The 17,222-nt window shown below is 66.3% G+C and carries 13 protein-coding genes and 1 pseudogene; 10 read left to right on the forward strand and 4 right to left on the reverse strand.

Going from position 1 to position 17,222, the window contains the following annotated elements:
- Nucleotides 1–57 precede the first annotated feature (57 nt).
- The 9 genes from CXK94_RS15405 (at nt 58) to CXK94_RS15445 (ending at nt 10,414) form a co-directional block, all read left to right on the forward strand.
- Nucleotides 58–2,151, forward strand: coding sequence for a molybdopterin oxidoreductase family protein (locus tag CXK94_RS15405; protein ID WP_102895001.1), 2,094 nt, complete (start codon nt 58–60; stop codon nt 2,149–2,151).
- Between the two features lie 93 nt (nt 2,152–2,244).
- Nucleotides 2,245–3,354: an NADH:flavin oxidoreductase/NADH oxidase gene (locus tag CXK94_RS15410; protein ID WP_037040517.1), complete on the forward strand. Its 1,110-nt coding sequence runs from the start codon at nt 2,245–2,247 to the stop codon at nt 3,352–3,354.
- Between the two features lie 27 nt (nt 3,355–3,381).
- A complete protein-coding gene (locus tag CXK94_RS15415) occupies nt 3,382–4,104 on the forward strand; it encodes a tellurite resistance TerB family protein (protein WP_102895002.1) in 723 nt (240 codons plus the stop codon).
- Between the two features lie 132 nt (nt 4,105–4,236).
- Nucleotides 4,237–5,332, forward strand: a protein-coding gene (gene prfB / locus CXK94_RS15420; protein ID WP_102895003.1) for a peptide chain release factor 2 whose coding sequence is annotated in 2 segments (ribosomal slippage) — nt 4,237–4,308 and nt 4,310–5,332 — 1,095 coding nt in all. Because the reading frame shifts where the segments join, the coding sequence is not laid out codon by codon here.
- A 62-nt stretch (nt 5,333–5,394) separates the two neighbouring features.
- Nucleotides 5,395–6,897 (forward strand): lysine--tRNA ligase, encoded by a 1,503-nt coding sequence (gene lysS, locus CXK94_RS15425; protein WP_037040519.1) that lies wholly within the window; start codon nt 5,395–5,397, stop codon nt 6,895–6,897.
- 185 nt (nt 6,898–7,082) lie between these two features.
- Nucleotides 7,083–8,378 (forward strand): flavohemoglobin expression-modulating QEGLA motif protein, encoded by a 1,296-nt coding sequence (locus tag CXK94_RS15430; protein ID WP_102895004.1) that lies wholly within the window; start codon nt 7,083–7,085, stop codon nt 8,376–8,378.
- A gap of 52 nt (nt 8,379–8,430) precedes the next feature.
- A complete protein-coding gene (locus tag CXK94_RS15435) occupies nt 8,431–9,090 on the forward strand; it encodes a Bax inhibitor-1 family protein (RefSeq protein WP_102895005.1) in 660 nt (219 codons plus the stop codon).
- Between the two features lie 58 nt (nt 9,091–9,148).
- Nucleotides 9,149–9,895, forward strand: coding sequence for a TIGR00266 family protein (locus tag CXK94_RS15440; protein ID WP_102895006.1), 747 nt, complete (start codon nt 9,149–9,151; stop codon nt 9,893–9,895).
- Nucleotides 9,896–10,087: 192 nt separating this feature from the next.
- Nucleotides 10,088–10,414, forward strand: coding sequence for a hypothetical protein (locus CXK94_RS15445; RefSeq protein ID WP_102895007.1), 327 nt, complete (start codon nt 10,088–10,090; stop codon nt 10,412–10,414).
- A gap of 34 nt (nt 10,415–10,448) precedes the next feature.
- Here the strand turns inward: CXK94_RS15445 and CXK94_RS15450 are convergent.
- The 4 genes and pseudogenes from CXK94_RS15450 to CXK94_RS15465 form a co-directional block, all read right to left on the reverse strand.
- A pseudogene (locus CXK94_RS15450) lies at nt 10,449–12,043 on the reverse strand (methyl-accepting chemotaxis protein).
- A 242-nt stretch (nt 12,044–12,285) separates the two neighbouring features.
- Complete coding sequence (locus CXK94_RS15455; protein WP_037040540.1) at nt 12,286–13,068, reverse strand: OmpA family protein; 783 nt, start codon at nt 13,066–13,068, stop codon at nt 12,286–12,288.
- A gap of 46 nt (nt 13,069–13,114) precedes the next feature.
- Complete coding sequence (locus CXK94_RS15460; RefSeq protein ID WP_102895008.1) at nt 13,115–13,507, reverse strand: DUF4398 domain-containing protein; 393 nt, start codon at nt 13,505–13,507, stop codon at nt 13,115–13,117.
- A 297-nt stretch (nt 13,508–13,804) separates the two neighbouring features.
- Nucleotides 13,805–14,152 carry a hypothetical protein gene (locus CXK94_RS15465; protein WP_037040552.1) on the reverse strand — a complete coding sequence of 116 codons (348 nt, stop codon included), beginning with the start codon at nt 14,150–14,152 and terminating at the stop codon, nt 13,805–13,807.
- A gap of 256 nt (nt 14,153–14,408) precedes the next feature.
- Here CXK94_RS15465 and ppc point away from each other — a divergent pair, with 256 nt between their 5' ends.
- On the forward strand, nt 14,409–17,048 hold the full coding sequence (gene ppc, locus CXK94_RS15470; RefSeq protein ID WP_102895009.1) for a phosphoenolpyruvate carboxylase: 2,640 nt from the start codon (nt 14,409–14,411) through the stop codon (nt 17,046–17,048).
- Nucleotides 17,049–17,222 lie beyond the last annotated feature (174 nt).

Here is a 17,222-nt window from a genome sequence, read left to right on the forward strand (position 1 = left end):
CCGCCGTCGTGGCGCCTAGAGTGGCAGGACAACAACAGCGCCATGCGGGAAGCCGAAATGAGCGACACGACCGTCCACCACCGTGCCTGTCACCTGTGCGAAGCCATCTGCGGCCTGACCATCCAGACCGAAGGCGAGCGCATCCTCTCGATCAAGGGTGATCCCCTTGACAGCTTCAGCCGTGGCCATATCTGTCCGAAGGCGGTGGCGCTGCAGGACATCCAGAATGACCCCGATCGCCTGCGCCAGCCGATGCGCCGTTGCGGCGACGAATGGCAGGCGATTGGCTGGGACGAGGCCTTCGAGCTGGTTGCCGAGCGCTTGGCCGACATTCGCGAGCGCCACGGCGCCAATGCGGTGGCCATCTACCAGGGCAACCCGAGCGTGCACAACTACGGGCTGATGACCCATAGCAACTATTTCCTCGGGTTGCTGAAGACGCGCAATCGCTTCTCGGCCACTTCGGTCGACCAGCTGCCGCACCATCTGACCAGCCACCTGATGTACGGTCATGGCTTGCTGCTGCCGGTGCCGGACATCGATCACACCGATTTCATGTTGATCCTCGGCGGCAACCCACTGGCCTCCAACGGCAGCATCATGACCGTGCCCGACGTGGAGAAACGGCTGAAGGCGATCCGCGCCCGCGGCGGCAAGCTGGTGGTGGTCGATCCGCGGCGCAGCGAGACCGCCGCGATCGCCGATCAGCACCTGTTCGTGCGTCCCGGACAGGACGCGGCGCTGTTGTTCGGTCTGCTCAACACCCTTTTTGAAGAAGGCCTGACGCGTGCCAGCGAACTGCCGCTGGACGGCATCGAGGAGGTGCGCACGGCAATCGCCGCCTTCAGCGCCGAAGCGATGAGTGCCCGCTGCGGGGTTCCGGCCGAGCAGATCCGCCAGCTGGCGCGGGATTTCGCCGCGGCGGACAAGGCCGTCTGCTACGGACGCATGGGCGTCTCGACCCAGGCCTTCGGCACGCTCTGCCAGTGGCTGGTGCAACTGATCAACCTGGTCACCGGCAATCTCGACCGGGTCGGCGGCGCGCTGTGCACCGAACCCGCGGTGGACCTGGTGGAAACCACCACGGGCGGACATTTCGCCGCCTGGCGCAGCCGGGTGTCGCAATTGCCGGAGTACGGTGGCGAACTGCCGGTGGCGGCGCTGGCCGAGGAGATGCTCGAGCCGGGAGAAGGGCAGGTGCGAGCGCTGATCACCGTGGCCGGCAACCCGGTGCTGTCCACGCCCAATGGACGCAAGCTGGAGCAGGCGCTGGATGGCCTGGCGTTCATGCTCAGCGTGGACTTCTACATCAACGAGACGACCCGCTACGCCGACCTCATCCTGCCGCCGACCGCGCCGCTGGAGCATGACCATTACGACGCGACGTTCAACCTGCTGGCGGTGCGCAACGTCACGCGCTTCAACCTGCCGCTGTTGCCCAAGCCCGAGGGCGCACTGCACGACTGGGAAATCTTCATCGGGCTGGCCAAGGCGTATTCGGCACGGGTCGGCGTCGAGCTCAAGCCGACCCTGCCGCCGCAGCAGATGATGGACCTGGCGCTGCGCCACGGGCCCTATGGCGACAAATCCGAGCGCAAGCTGAGCCTGGCGGCGCTGGAGGATTACCCCCACGGGCTGGACCTCGGGCCGCTCAAGCCGAACCTGGCGCGGCGCCTGAAGACCCCGAACAAGCGCATCCAGGCCGCGCCGGCGCTGATGCTGGAAGACCTGCAGCGCTTCGCCGCCGAACCACAGGCCAAGGGCGGCGAGCTGCTGCTGATCGGTCGCCGCCACGTGCGCAGCAACAATTCCTGGATGCACAACTATCAGCGTCTGGTGAAGGGCAAGCCGCGCCATCAACTGCTGATGCACCCGGCCGACATGGCAGCGCGCGCGCTGCAGGATGGCCAGCGCGTGCGGGTGCATTCGCGGGTCGGCGTGGTCGAGGTGGAGGCGCTGGCCAGCGAGGACATGATGCCCGGCGTGGTCAGCCTGCCGCACGGCTGGGGCCATGCCCGACCGGGTGTGCAGCTGGATATCGCGCAGCAGCAGCCCGGCGCCAGTTGCAACGACCTGACCGACGAGCGGGCGCTGGACGTCTCCGGCAATGCCGCGCTCAACGGCGTCGCGGTGCAGGTCAGCGCCGCCTGACGCGCAACTTCGCCAATCGCGGGCTGGGCATGCGCTCGGAAACGGTCTCTACTGAAGGCTGTCCAACCCGCATTCACGACAGTAGAGGCCGTCATGTCCCAGCTCTTCCAGCCGCTCACCCTGCGCCAACTTACCTTGCCCAACCGCATCACCGTGTCGCCGATGTGCCAGTACTCGGCCAAGGCCGGCATGGCCAACGACTGGCACCTGGTGCACCTGGGCAGTCGCGCCGTCGGTGGCGCCGGGCTGGTGATCATCGAGGCGACGGCGGTCAGCCCCGATGGGCGCATCTCGCCGGAAGACCTCGGCATCTGGTCCGACGAGCATGTCGAGCCGCTGCGGCGTATCACCCGTTTCATCGAGGCGCAGGGCTCGCTCGCCGGCGTGCAGCTGGCCCATGCCGGGCGCAAGGCCAGCACCTGGCGACCTTGGCTCGGCAAGCATGGCAGCGTACCGATCGCCGCTGGCGGCTGGACGCCGGTCGGCCCGTCCGCCATTGCCTTCTCGCCGGAGCACGCGGTGCCGACGGCGCTGGACGAGGCTGGCATCGCGGCCGTGGTGCAGGCTTTCGTCGAGGCGGCCGAGCGTTCGCTGGCGGCCGGTTTCAAGATCGCCGAGGTGCATGCGGCCCACGGCTACCTGCTGCATCAGTTCCTCTCGCCGCTGTCCAACCAGCGCCAGGATCGCTACGGCGGCTCGTTCGACAATCGCATCCGCCTGCTGCTGGAGGTGACGACTGCGGTACGTGCGGTCTGGCCCGAAGAGTTGCCGCTGTTCGTCCGGCTGTCGGCCACCGACTGGGTCGAGGATGGCTGGAACGCCGACGAAACCGTCGAGCTGGCGCGCCGGCTGAAGGAGATCGGCGTCGACCTGATCGATGTGTCCTCCGGTGGCACTGCGGCCAGTGCCGAAATTCCGGTCGGGCCCGGCTATCAGACCCAGTTCGCCGAGCGTGTGCGCAAGGAGGCGGGCATCGCCACCGGCACGGTGGGCATGATCACCGAGGCGGTGCAGGCCGAGCACATCCTGCGCACCGGGCAGGCCGACCTGATCCTGCTCGCCCGCGAACTGCTGCGCGACCCCTACTGGCCGCTGCATGCCGCCGAATACCTGCGCGACAACTCCGTGCCCTGGCCGGCGCAGTACGTGCGCGCCGCCCACCGCGATACGCCGATCCGCCAGGAAAGCGAGCCGCTCGACTGAGCTGCCTCCTCATCAATAGGTGCTTCGATGAAAACCAGTGGCCTTCTCGATCAATTGCTCAAGTCCGGCCAGGACCTGCTGCAAAAGCAGCCGTCGTCCACGGTCGGCGGCAAACCCACGGCGGGTAGCCTCGGCGATCTGCTTTCCGGTGCCGGCGGTGGGGTGCTCGGCAGCGCCTTGTCGGGAGCCGGGGGCCGTGCATTGGCCGCCGGCGCCATGGGCTTGCTGCTGGGCAACCGCAAGGTGCGCAAGCTCGGTGGCAAGGCGGTCACCTACGGCGGCCTGGCGGCGCTGGGCGTGCTCGCCTACAAGGCCTACAGCAACTGGCAGGCGCAGCAGGCCGATACGCCGCAACAGGCGCCGCAAACGCTCGATCGCCTGCCGCCGGCGCAGGTCGAGGAGCACAGCCAGGGCATCCTCGAGGCACTGGTGGCGGCGGCCAAGGCCGACGGCCACGTGGACGCACGCGAACGCCAGTTGATCGAGGCCGAACTGGCCAAGCTGACCGGCGACAGCGATCTGCGGCACTGGCTGGAGGCGGAACTGAACAAGCCGCTCGATCCGGCCGAAGTGGCTGGCGCCGCGAAGACGCCGGAAATGGCCGCCGAGATGTACCTGGCCAGCGTGCTGGTAGTCGACGAGGAGCATTTCATGGAGCGCGCCTACCTCGACGAACTGGCGCGTCGGCTGGCGCTCGATCCGCAGCTCAAGGCCGAGCTGGAAAGCCAGGTACGCGGCGTGACCGGCTGAGCCTCCCGGCCAGCAGGGCGATGCATCTGCGGTCCGATCGCCTGACGGCTCGTCCTGGCGGGCTGTCAGCGCGGGCCTGCTGCGTTATAATCGCCGGCTTTTCGAATCGTCCGATTGAGAGTGCCGACCACCATGGAAATCAACCCGATCCTCAACAGCATCAAGGATCTGTCCGAACGCACCCAGTCAATTCGGGGGTATCTTTGACTACGATCAGAAGCATGATCGTCTCGTCGAAGTAAACCGCGAACTCGAAGACCCGAACGTCTGGAACAACCCTGAATACGCCCAGAACCTGGGCCGCGAGCGTGCCACCCTGGCGCAGATCGTCGAGACCCTGGACGACCTGAACGGCGGCCTCGCCGACTCCCGCGACCTGCTCGACATGGCCGTCGAAGAGAACGACGAAGGCGCTGTGAACGACGTCGTCGTCGAAGTCGAGCGCCTGCGCGAGATCCTCGAGAAGCTCGAGTTCCGCCGCATGTTCAGTGGCGAGATGGACGCCAACAACTGCTACCTGGACATCCAGGCCGGCTCCGGCGGCACCGAGGCCCAGGACTGGGCCAACATGCTGCTGCGCATGTACCTGCGCTGGGCCGACAAGCACGGCTTCGATGCCGAGATCGTCGAACTGTCCGAGGGTGAAGTCGCCGGCATCAAGGGCGCCACCATCCATATCAAGGGCGAATATGCCTTCGGCTGGCTGCGTACCGAGATCGGCGTGCACCGCCTGGTGCGCAAGAGTCCATTCGACTCCGGCAACCGCCGCCACACCTCGTTCACCGCGGTGTTCGTCTCGCCGGAGATCGACGACAACATCGAGATCGAGATCAACCCGGCCGACCTGCGCATCGACACCTACCGCTCCTCCGGGGCCGGTGGCCAGCACGTCAACACCACCGACTCGGCGGTGCGTATCACCCACGTGCCGACCAATACCGTGGTGGCGTGCCAGAACGAGCGTTCCCAGCACGCCAACAAGGACACCGCCATGAAGATGCTGCGGGCCCGGTTGTACGAGCAGGAGATACAGAAACGCAACGCCGCCTCGCAGGCACTGGAAGACTCCAAGTCCGACATCGGCTGGGGCCACCAGATCCGCTCCTACGTGCTCGACCAGTCGCGCATCAAGGACCTGCGTACCGGCGTCGAGCGTAGCGACTGCGACAAGGTGCTGGACGGGGATCTAGACGAGTACCTCGAAGCCAGCCTCAAACAGGGACTCTGAGAGCAGCCGCAAGCCTCAAGCCGCAAGACCCCATTGAAACGATTTGACCGGGACGACCCGCAATGAGCGAACAACCGCTGAACCAGCACGCCATCCAAGAGGAAGAAAACAAGCTGATTGCCCAGCGCAAGGAAAAGCTTGCCGCCGTGCGCGAGCAGGGCAATGCCTTCCCCAATGACTTCCGTCGCGACAGCTATGCAGGCGACCTGCAGAAACAGTACGCCGAGAAGACCAAGGAGGAGCTGGAAGCGGCCGCCATCCCGGTCAAGGTCGCCGGACGCATCATGCTCAACCGTGGCGCGTTCATGGTCATCCAGGACATGAGCGGGCGCATCCAGGTCTACGTCGATCGCAAGACCCTGCCGGCCGAGCAGCTGGAGGCGGTCAAGCACTTCGACCTGGGCGACATCATCGCCGCCGAAGGCACCCTGGCACGCTCCGGCAAGGGCGACCTGTACGTCTACATGAGCAGCGTGCGCCTGCTGACCAAGTCGCTGCGCCCGTTGCCGGACAAGTTCCACGGCCTGACCGACACCGAGCAGCGCTACCGCCAGCGTTACGTCGACCTGATCATGAACGACGAAGTGCGCGAGACCTTCCGCGTGCGTTCCCAGGTCATTGCGCACATTCGCAAGTTCCTCGCCGAGCGTGACTTTCTCGAAGTGGAAACGCCGATGCTGCAGACCATCCCCGGCGGCGCCGCGGCCAAGCCGTTCGAGACGCACCACAACGCGCTGGACATGCCGATGTTCCTGCGTATCGCGCCGGAGCTGTACTTGAAGCGCCTGGTGGTCGGCGGTTTCGAGCGGGTGTTCGAGATCAACCGCAATTTCCGCAACGAAGGCGTCTCGACCCGGCACAACCCCGAGTTCACCATGCTCGAGTTCTACCAGGCCTACGCCGACTACGAAGACAACATGGACCTCACCGAGGCGCTGTTCCGCGAGCTGGCCCAGGCCGTGCTCGGCAGCACCGACGTCCCGTATGGCGACAAGGTGTTCCACTTCGGCGAGCCGTTCGCGCGGCTGTCGGTGTTCGACTCGATCCTCGCATTCAACCCGGAGATCTCGGCCGCCGACCTCAACGACCTGGAAACGGCCCGCGCCATCGCCAGGAAGGCCGGCGCCAAGCTGCTCGGCCACGAAGGCCTGGGCAAGCTGCAGGTGATGATCTTCGAGGAACTGGTCGAGCACAAACTGGAACAGCCGACCTTCATCACCGAGTACCCGTTCGAGGTCTCGCCGCTGGCGCGGCGCAACGATCGCAACCCCAGCGTCACCGACCGTTTCGAGCTGTTCATTGGCGGCCGCGAGATCGCCAACGCCTATTCCGAGCTCAACGATGCCGAGGACCAGGCCGAGCGCTTCCACGCCCAGGTGGCCGACAAGGATGCCGGCGACGACGAGGCCATGCACTTCGACGCCGACTTCGTCCGCGCGCTGGAATACGGCATGCCGCCGACTGCCGGCGAGGGCATCGGCATCGACCGCCTGGTGATGCTGCTGACCAACTCGCCGTCGATCCGCGACGTGATCCTCTTCCCGCACATGCGTCCGGAGCTGTGATCGACGCGTTGGGCTTCGCTTCGCTCGCCCCAGGTTCACCCAACCTACATGTACCGTAGGTTGGGCCGAGCAATGCGAAGCCCAACACAGGATTGGCACGGGCCCCACGGTAAGCTCCGTGCACCCTGGGCCGCCCGCTGGTGTATAACCCCGAGGGGTTACGGATCATTCGTGAAGAGGGACCGATGAACACCCGCAACAACCTGGACGAATACCAGAGCACCGTGCGCGCCTTGTCCGACCGCATCGTCGAGGCGCAGACCCCGGTACGGGTGCTGGATGCGGTCAAATGGGACGAGAGCATTCGCCAGGGCTTCCTCGAAGCGAAGGGACGCAAGCTGCCTCAGGTCGATCGCAGCTACTACGAGGGCCGCCCGCTGGCCTTCGACTCCAGCGCGAAGAAGCAGGAATTCCAGGACATCGAGCGCGACATCACCCGCCAGCTCGGCCAGTTCAACCCGGTCGGGCAGATCATGCGGCGCATGTGCAAGGAATACCGCATGGTCATCCGCATGCTCGAGGCGCGCGGCACGCCGGACTTCGGCATGATCTCTCAGGAGCTCTACGGCGCGGCGTCCGATGCCTTCCACGCTGGCGATCCGACCCTGGCCGACCTCGGCCTGATGCTCTCCGACTACCTGAACAACATTGCCGATCGCGGCGACCTGCGCGACGAGCCGAAGAACCTCACCGCGCCGCAGGCCGTCGAGCTGCTGCAGAAGCGCCTGGACGTGGTGTTCGGCGAAGGCGAGGGGGTGATCCGCGTCTTCGAGTCCGACGGCATCCTCGCCGATGCGGCGGCCGGCGCCGACTACATCAAGATCCGCAGCGACGCGCTGTTCAACGAGCGTGACGTGCGTGCGCTGGAAGTGCACGAAGGGCTGGTGCACGTCGGCACCACGCTCAACGGGCAGAACCAGCCGATCTGCACCTTCCTCGCCAAGGGCCCGCCGTCCTCCACCGTGACCCAGGAAGGCCTGGCGATCCTGATGGAAGTGATCGCCTTCGCCTCCTACCCGACGCGCCTGCGCAAGCTGACCAACCGCACCCGCGCCATCCACATGGCCGAGGAGGGCGCCGACTTCCTCGATGTCTTCGCCTTCTTCCGCGAGCAGGGCTACGCCGCCGACGATTGCTACAGCAACGCCAGCCGCGTGTTCCGCGGCTCGGCGCCCGATGGCCTGCCCTTCACCAAGGACCTGTCCTACCTGAAGGGCTTCATCATGATCTACAACTATATCCAGCTCGCCGTGCGCAAAGGGCAGCTGGAGCAGATTCCGCTGCTGTTCTGCGGCAAGACCACGCTGGAGGACATGCGCACCCTGCGCCAGCTGGTGGACGAGGGCATGGTGGTGCCGCCCAAGTACCTGCCGCAGCAGTTCCAGGACCTCAATGCGTTGTCGGCCTGGATGTGCTTCTCCAACTTCCTCAACCATCTGAGCCTGGATCGCATCGAAGCCGACTACGCCAACATCCTCTGAGCCGACCCGGCGCAGACCACGAATCAACCATCACGCAAGGAAGCGTAACGCCATGGAGAACCCCGTCTTCGCCCGCCGCTCCAACCCGCTGGAGCGCACCCTCTCGGCGGCTGCCTATAATCTTGTCATTGGCCTGACCCTGTGCTGGGGTTTCTGGGTCAACTGGTGGATGGTCGGCAACATCCCGGTCGAGTCCATTCGCAGCATCCATCCCTGGCTGTTCTTCGGCGGCTACTTCGCCAGCTGCCTGGCCGGCGCCTGGCTGTTCCATAGCTCGAACAAGCCCTGGGTGAGTTTCCTCGGCTACAACCTGGTGGTGGTGCCGTTCGGGCTGATCGTCAACCTGGTGGTGAGCCGCTACGACAGTGAGCTGGTGCACGAGGCCATCCGCATCACCGCGCTGGTAACCCTGGGCATGATGCTGCTCGGCACGCTGTTCCCGCGCTTTTTCGCCAGTATCGCCAGTGCGCTGACGGTGGCGCTGCTGCTGGTGATCGTGGTCGAACTGGTCGAGCTGTTCATCCTCGGCATCCACCACGGTGTGATCGACTGGATCGTGGTGCTGATCTTCTGTGGCTATGTCGGCGTCGACTGGGGGCGGGCGAACCAGATTCCCAAGACCCTGGACAATGCCATCGACAGCGCCGCCGCGCTCTATATGGACATCATCAACCTGTTCCTGCGTATCCTGCGCATTCTCGGGCGCAAGTAAGCGAGGGCAGGCCGCAGCCGTCCTCGTCGCGCTGCAATCACAGGATCAGGAGTTGCCGATGCCCAGCCATCAACTCGAGTACGAAATCCTCGGCCAGTCCGCGCAGAGCTTGGAGATCATCCTCGACCCGGGCGAGACGGTGATCGCCGAGGCCGGGGCGATGAACTACATGACCGACGGCGTGCGTTTCGAGGCGCGCATGGGCGATGGCTCGGCGAGCGGGGTGCTCGGCAAGCTGTGGGGCATGGGCAAGCGGATGATCACCGGCGAGTCGCTGTTCCTCACCCACTTCAGCAATCAGGGCCGGGGCCGGGCGCGGGTCGCTTTCGCCGCGCCGTATCCCGGCACGGTGGTGCCGGTGGATCTCGCGGCGCTGGGCGGCCAGCTGATCTGCCAGAAGGACGCCTTTCTCTGCGCGGCCTACGGCACGCGCATCGGCATCAGTTTCAGCAAGCGCATCGGCGCCGGTTTCTTCGGCGGCGAGGGCTTCATCCTGCAGCGCCTGGAGGGCGATGGCCTGGCCTTCGTGCATGCCGGCGGCGCGGTGATCCGCAAGGAGCTGAACGACGAGACCCTGCGCCTGGATACCGGCTGCCTGGTGGCCTTCACCCCAGGCATCGACTACGACATCCAGCTGGCGGGCGGCCTCAAGAGCATGCTGTTCGGCGGCGAAGGACTGCTGCTGACGACGCTCAAGGGCACCGGCAGCGTGTGGATCCAGAGCCTGCCGTTCTCGCGGCTGGCCGAGCGGGTCTACGAGGCGACCTACCAGGCCCGGGGGGAAACCCGCGCCGGCGGCAACTGAATCCCCGCCAGGCGACCTGAAGTTGTTCAGATAAGCACGGAGAGTACTTTGTAGGAGCGCGCCATGCGCGCGAATCGCGGGCGTGGCCCGCTCCTGTGATCCGGCATCCAGCTTGAGTCGTCGAGTGGACAGCATTACGCCAGGCGACCCGAATTTGCCACAATGCGCTTCTTTACCCAGGCGAGATCGTCCATGTCCGAACGCAACCCCATTCCGCTGATCCTCACCGCCATCGGCAGCATCATCGGTACCGTCGCCGTGCTGAGCTATTACGGCTACGTGCACATCGCCAAGCCCGAGGATGCGTTGCTGCTGGCCGACTACACGATGCTCAAGACCATCCCCGGCGAGGATTACCGGGTCTCGCTCAAGCCCGCCGAGCAGGTCGCGCAGTGCATCGATGGCGTGGTGGTGTTGTTCGACACCCAGCAGAAGGGGCTTTCCGGCGTGCTGGTGGATAACAAGAAGCGGGCCGTACGCTGCATGGAAGAGCGCGCGCCGGCCGGCCTCTTGCAATAACGGTACGGTGCGTCGCCCCGAGTAGACGCGCGGCTCATGCCGTTGTGCTTCTCTGCTCCGCCTGGCGGGCCTGCTGGCCACTGAAGCGCTCCACCAGCGCATGCATGGCACGCGCGGTCTGGTCCAGTTCGCTGCCGGCCTGGGCGGATTCCTCGGCCAGCCCGGCGTTGACATCGGAGGCGTCGGCGATGCGGGTGATCTGCCGGGAGATGTCCTCGGCCACATGAGCCTGTTGTTCGGACGCGGCAGCCATCTGCTGGCTCATGCCGTGGATCAGTTCGATGGCATCGCCGACATACTGCAGTGCCTGTTGGGTTGGCGCACGCCGTCCTCGGCTTCCAGCGTACCGCTGCGGGCAATCTCCACCGCATTCGCCGCTCGCGCCTGCAGCGTCTCGATGATGCCCTGGATGGTCGCGGTGGAATCGCGCGTCTTCGAGGCCAGCGCCCGAACCTCGTCCGCCACCACGGCGAAGCCGCGGCCTTGTTCGCCGGCCCGCGCCGCCTCGATGGCGGCGTTCAGGGCCAACAGGTTGGTCTGCTCGGCGATCGCGCGGATCATGTCGGCGGCCTGCTGGATGGTCTGGGTGTCCTGCGCCAGTTCTTCCACCGAGGCGCTGATGCCCGCCACGCTGTGCGCCAGCCGCTCGATCACTTCACGGGTCTTGCCGGCTTCCGTCGAGCCGCTATCGGCCAGTGCCCTGATCCGGCTGGCTTCATCGGCAGTGCGCTGGATATGGCGCGTCACCTCGGCGATCGATGCGGCCATTTCGTGGATCGCGGTCGCGGTCATGTCCGCTTCCTTTCGTTGCTCCTGCAGGGAGGTTTCCGATTGGTTGGTCAGCCGGGCGCTGCGCTGGGCCAGCGCCATGCTCTGGCTGGCGAAGTCGCTCAAGCGGCCCAGTAGCGTGCGCAGCCGGGCGCGTTCGCTGAGCAGGCTCATCTGCAGGCGTGCCGGCCTGCCGCTGGCAGCGGTATAGGCGCGGGCGCTGAGCGGGTCGTCGAAGGCGCCGTCGAGCCGGGCCTGCAACTGCCGCAATTGCTGCGCCTGGCGCCAGGCGTTCCAGCCCTGCAGGATCGGCAGCGCTGCCAGGGCGCAGCCGAATCCGGCCAGGGGTGAGGCGTAGCGGTAGGCTGCCAGGGCCAGCAGCGCGGCCACGGCAGGCCAGGTATAGAGCGCTGCCGTGCGCCATACGGGCTGCACCGAGGCGCCCTTCGCGGGGCCCGCGAGGAGCTGCGCATAGAGCTGGCTGGCGCGATGCACCTGCTCGCTCTGCGGCATCACGCGCACCGACTCGTAACCGCTGATGCGACCATCGACGAAGATCGGTGTCACATAGGCATCGACCCAGTAGAAGTCGCCGTTGCGACAGCGGTTCTTGACGATGCCCATCCAGGGTTTGCCGTCCTTGAGGTAGCGCCACATCTGGGCGAATACCGCTGCCGGCATGTCCGGGTGGCGCACGATGTTGTGCGGGCTGCCTACCAGTTGGGCACGCTCGAAACCACTGACCTCGACGAACTCGTCGTTGCAGTAGGTGATGATGCCGCGGGTATCGGTAACGGTGATGAGGCGTACATCAGCGGGGAAACGACGCTCCTGCTGGGTGACAGGCATGTTGAGTCGCATGGCTTTGATCCTTTCCCTGGATTGTGCACATTAAACTTAGCTAAAAGTTACAAAAGCGTATTCATTGTATTTCGCTATCACAGGCGCCCTTGTCGATGCATTTTATGGCAGATTGCCATTATCACTTCGGGCGGCACCCAGCCCGTGGTGGACGGGGATGACCTATGGGCGAGGTGGCGGGCATGCAGGGCCGCCGCTGCGTGAAGGCCCTGCATGCCCGCCACTTGCCTCGATGCAGCCTGCTAGCGCATCGACGAGCGCGGTGCCACCGGCTTGTTATCGTCCGAGATGGTGACTTCCACCCGGCGGTTCATCGCCCGCCCCGACGAGGTGGCATTGCTGGCTACCGGATATTCCTTGCCATAGCCCTGGGCGACGATACGCGCCGGGTCCACGCCCATCTTGATCAGCGCCATGCGCACGGCATCGGCGCGGCGCTCGGAGAGGCGCTGGTTGTAGTCGGCCGAGCCGGTGCTGTCGGTGTAGCCCTCGACGATCACCTTGCGCTCGGCGTTCTCGTTGAGGAAGTCGGCGAGCGTCTGCATGCTGCGCATACCGCCGGGCTTGAGCTCGGCACGGTCGTAATCGAACAGCACGTCGCCGAAGGTCACCAGCGTGCCGCGCTCGGTCTGCTTGGCCTGCATCTCCTCCTGCAGCTTGCGGATCTGTGCGTCACGGGCTTCCAGGCGTGCCTCGGCGCGCTGGGCGGAGGCCTTGTTCAGATCCTGTTCGGCCGTGCGCAGGGCGATGGTCTGTTCGGCCAGTTCGATGCGGCGCTTGGTCAGGTAGGCCAGCTGGTCCACCGTCTCTTCGTCGGCGTCGTCCAGATAGGCCTTGTTGGCCTTGTCCAGCATGTTGCTGGCATCTTGGGTTTCCAGGGCCGCGAGCTGGCTGGAGCGGGCGTCGCTCTGCAGCGCCGAGAAGCTGCTTCGCGCCTCCTCGAGATTGGGGTTGGGTTGGGATGCGCAGGCCACCAGGCCGATACTCAGGGCCAGCAGGGTGGGGAAGGTTACGAGCTTGTGCATGACGGAATCATCCTTTGGCAATGTTGGAACGACGGTCTGGGCGGGCTCACCGGACGCTGCGCATGCCTTCTTCGCGCAGTTCGCGGACGCCCTCCTGGGCGTCCTGGACGGCCTTCTGGGCCTTGGCTGCCTCGGCCTTGCGCTCGGCAACGCGGGCGTCCCACTCGGCCTGTTCGGCCAGCCTGCGGGCCTCGTCGTAGTTTTCCTTCTGCATGGCCAGCTCGGCCTGCTTCCACTTTTCTTGCGCGGCGCGCATTTCCACTGCGGCATATTCCGTACCGCCGGCACTGACGGCACTGCGCACGGCCGACTCGGTCACGGCGAACTGCTCCTTCGGCGGGTTGCCGGCGCAGGCGCTCAGCAACAGGCCGCCAAGTGCAACGGCCGCCAGCTTGGGCAGCTGAAGTCTGGATGCGGGCATTTCGACAGCTTTGTTCATGGTCACTCTCCAGTACGAATCTGACTGACGGATACCAATGGCGTCCCGGGGCAGGCAGTGCTGCACAAGCGCGCTGTCAAGGGACATATTTTTGTGAGGACGAACGGCGCCAATCGTTCAGTCGAAATTGCCGCGCTAGAGCCTGCGACCGGGAAATGACGGGCAGCCGCGGGTGGCCGCCGGGGCTGGTGGGGAGGTTTCAGCCCGTATTGCAGGAGAGGAAAACGGCCTGTGCCGTTGCCGCGCTACCGGCCGGTCCGGATGCGCGAGCGCTATCCGCCGGCTCGATCGTACCGCTCAGGCCGTGGTGGGGGCCTTCTGCTCGTCGAGCATCCGCTGCAGATGCTGGCGCGACAGTTCGAGAAAGCGTGGCGTCGGGCCAACGTCCTCGTAGATCGGATCGCCTTGCTCGTCGGTGGCGATCACCTGCGTGCCGCGCACATAGGGCAGGCTGGTCTCGACGGCTTCGAGTGCGGCGCCGACCAGCTCGCCGAGCAGCGCCTCGGTGCTGCGCTTGGGGTACATCTCGGCCAGTGCGGCCAGGCGTGCCGCGCTCTCGACATCGAGCGGGATGGTATAGCGGGTCTGGCTCATGCGGCCCTTGGCGTCCCGTTCCCAGTGGCTGACAAGCTCGGAAATTCTCATGATCGCTCCTCTGCTCGCGGTAACGAGCGCAGATGACAGGAAAAGCCCGCCGCGTCCTGGCGTTGTGCGCCGCCGCCAATGACGCCTTGTCATGGCCGAGCGCGGTGGGCACTCTGGTTGGAGGTAATTTCAGCGTAGCCGTTCAGGATTCTTTTCCCAGCGGCGCGCTTGGTCGGGATGTCCGCGGGGCGGCCGGAGCACGCTGCGCCACCGCTCGCGACGCCTGCTCGGCAGCACTGGCGGAAGGAACAGGGTCATGGCGAAAATCATCGATGCGCGCCTGCGCGACAACGTACACCTGCTGGGGGAACTGCTCGGCAACACCATCCGTGCGCAGCACGGCGATCTGTTCTTCGACAAGATCGAACGCATCCGCAAGGGTGCCAAGGCGGCGCGGCGCGGGTCCGAGGAGGGCGCGCAACTGCTGGCCGAGACGCTGGACAGCCTCGACGAGCACGAACTGCTGCCGATGACCCGTGCGTTCAACCAGTTCCTCAACCTGGCCAACATCGCCGAGCAGTACCATCAGGTTCGCCGCCGCGGTGCCGGGGAGGCCGCGCCGTTCGAGGCCGGCGTGCTTCCCGACCTGCTCGAGCGCCTCAAGGCCGCCGGGCACGACGAAGAATTCCTGGCGCGCCAGGTCGGCCGGCTGGAAATCGAGCTGGTCCTGACCGCCCACCCCACCGAGGTTTCCCGGCGCACCCTGATCCAGAAGTACGACGCCATCGCCGAGCAGTTGGCGGCGCGCGACCATACCGACCTGTCGGCGGCCGAGCGTGCCGGCATCGAGCTGCAGCTGCAGCGGCTGATCGCCGAGGTCTGGCACACCGAGGAAATCCGCCGCAACCGCCCGACCCCGGTGGAAGAGGCCAAGTGGGGCTTTGCCGCCATCGAGAACTCGCTGTGGCGAGCCGTGCCCAACGTGTTGCGCCAGGCGGATGCGACGCTCGCGCGCGCGACCGGCCTGCACCTGCCGCTGGAGGCCGCGCCGATCCGCTTCGCCTCCTGGATGGGCGGTGATCGCGACGGCAACCCGAACGTCACCGCCATGGTGTCCCGCGAGGTGCTGCTGACGGCGCGCCAGGTGGCGGCCGAGCTCTATCTCCGGGAGATCGAAGGGCTGATCACCGCCTTGTCGATGAGCGCCGCCAGCGACGAGCTGCTGCAGCAGACCGGCGCGTCGGCCGAACCCTATCGGGTCCTGCTCAAGCCCTTGCGCAACCGCCTGCGCGCCACCCGCGACTGGGCGCGCGCGGCCATCGAGCACGGCCAGCCGGCGCCGGCCGAAGTGCTGCAGGAGTGCGAAGAGCTGCGCCGGCCGCTGGAGCTTTGCTACCGCTCGCTGCATGCCTGCGGCATGGACGTGATCGCCGATGGTGCGCTGCTCGATTGCCTGCGCCGGCTGGCGGTGTTCGGGCTGTTCCTGGTGCGCCTCGACATTCGCCAGGATGCCGCGCGGCACGCCGCTGCGCTGGCGGAAATCACCGACTACCTCGGCCTCGGCGATTACCAGCAGTGGGACGAGCAACGCCGGCTGGACTTCCTCCAGCACGAGCTGAACAGCCGTCGGCCGTTGCTGCCCATGCATTACCAGCCTTCGGCCGACACCGCCGAGGTGCTCGCCACCTGCGCGGTGATCGCCGAGGCGCCTGCCGCTTCGCTGGGCTCCTACGTCATCTCCATGGCCCATGCCGCATCCGATGTGCTCGCCGTGCAATTGCTGCTCAAGGAGGCCGGCCTGCAGCGGCCGATGCGCGTGGTGCCACTGTTCGAGACCCTCGACGATCTGAACAACGCGGCGCCGACCATCGATCGCCTGCTCGCGCTGCCGGGCTATCGCCAGCGCCTGCAAGGTCCGCAGGAAGTGATGATCGGCTACTCCGACTCGGCCAAGGATGCCGGCACCACGGCCGCCGCCTGGGCCCAGTACCGCGCCCAGGAGCGCCTGGTGGAGGTGTGCCGCGCGCATGGCGTCGAGTTGCTGCTGTTCCATGGCCGCGGCGGCACCGTGGGGCGTGGCGGCGGCCCGGCCCACGCGGCCATTCTCTCGCAGCCGCCGGGATCGGTGGCGGGGCGTTTCCGCACCACCGAGCAGGGCGAGATGATCCGCTTCAAGTTCGGCCTGCCGGACATCGCCGAACAGAACCTCAACCTCTACCTGGCCGCCGTGCTCGAGGCGACGCTGCTGCCGCCGCCGATGCCCGAGCCGGACTGGCGCGAGACCATGGACCGGCTCGCCGCCGATGGCGTGGCGGCGTACCGGAGCGTGGTGCGTGAGCACCCGCAGTTCGTCGAGTATTTCCGCCAGGCGACCCCCGAACTCGAGCTGGGCCGGCTACCGCTGGGCAGCCGGCCCGCCAAGCGCCGCGAGGGTGGGGTGGAAAGCCTGCGGGCGATTCCCTGGATCTTCGCCTGGACCCAGACGCGGCTGATGCTGCCGGCCTGGCTGGGCTGGGAACAGGCCCTGCAATGCGCGCTGGCGCGCGGCGAGGGCGAACGGCTGGCGACGATGCGCGCGCACTGGCCGTTCTTCTCCACGCGCATCGACATGCTGGAAATGGTGCTGGCCAAGGCCGATGCCGACATTGCCCGGCGTTACGACGAGCGCCTGGTGCAGTCGCAACTGCTGGCGCTGGGCAGCGATCTGCGTGACCGATTGTCGCAGGTGGTCGGCGCCGTGCTGGCGCTGACCGGGCAGATCGACCTGCTGGACCACAGCCCGCACACCCAGGAAGCCTTCAGCCTGCGCAACACCTATCTCGATCCGCTGCATCTGATGCAGATCGAGCTGCTGGCGCGCTCCAGGCAGCGCCAGGGCCCGCCGGAGAGCCCTCTGGAACAGGCCTTGCTGGTCAGCGTGGCGGGCATCGCAGCGGGCCTGCGCAATACCGGCTGAGCGCGCCACGACAATATCCGCGCCGCGCGCGGCAGCCGCTCCGGCCATCGCGAGCGGCGCCGGGGCATAGGCTTCGTGAGCAGTACCGGACACATCCGGGACGGCTTGTGCCGCCCCGGTGCGCTGTGTATCGTGTTCAACCTTTTGTCGCATGGCGGCAAACCAGATTTTTTG

It is taken from the genome of Stutzerimonas stutzeri, assembly GCF_002890915.1.
Taxonomy (GTDB): Bacteria; Pseudomonadota; Gammaproteobacteria; order Pseudomonadales; family Pseudomonadaceae; genus Stutzerimonas; species Stutzerimonas stutzeri_AF.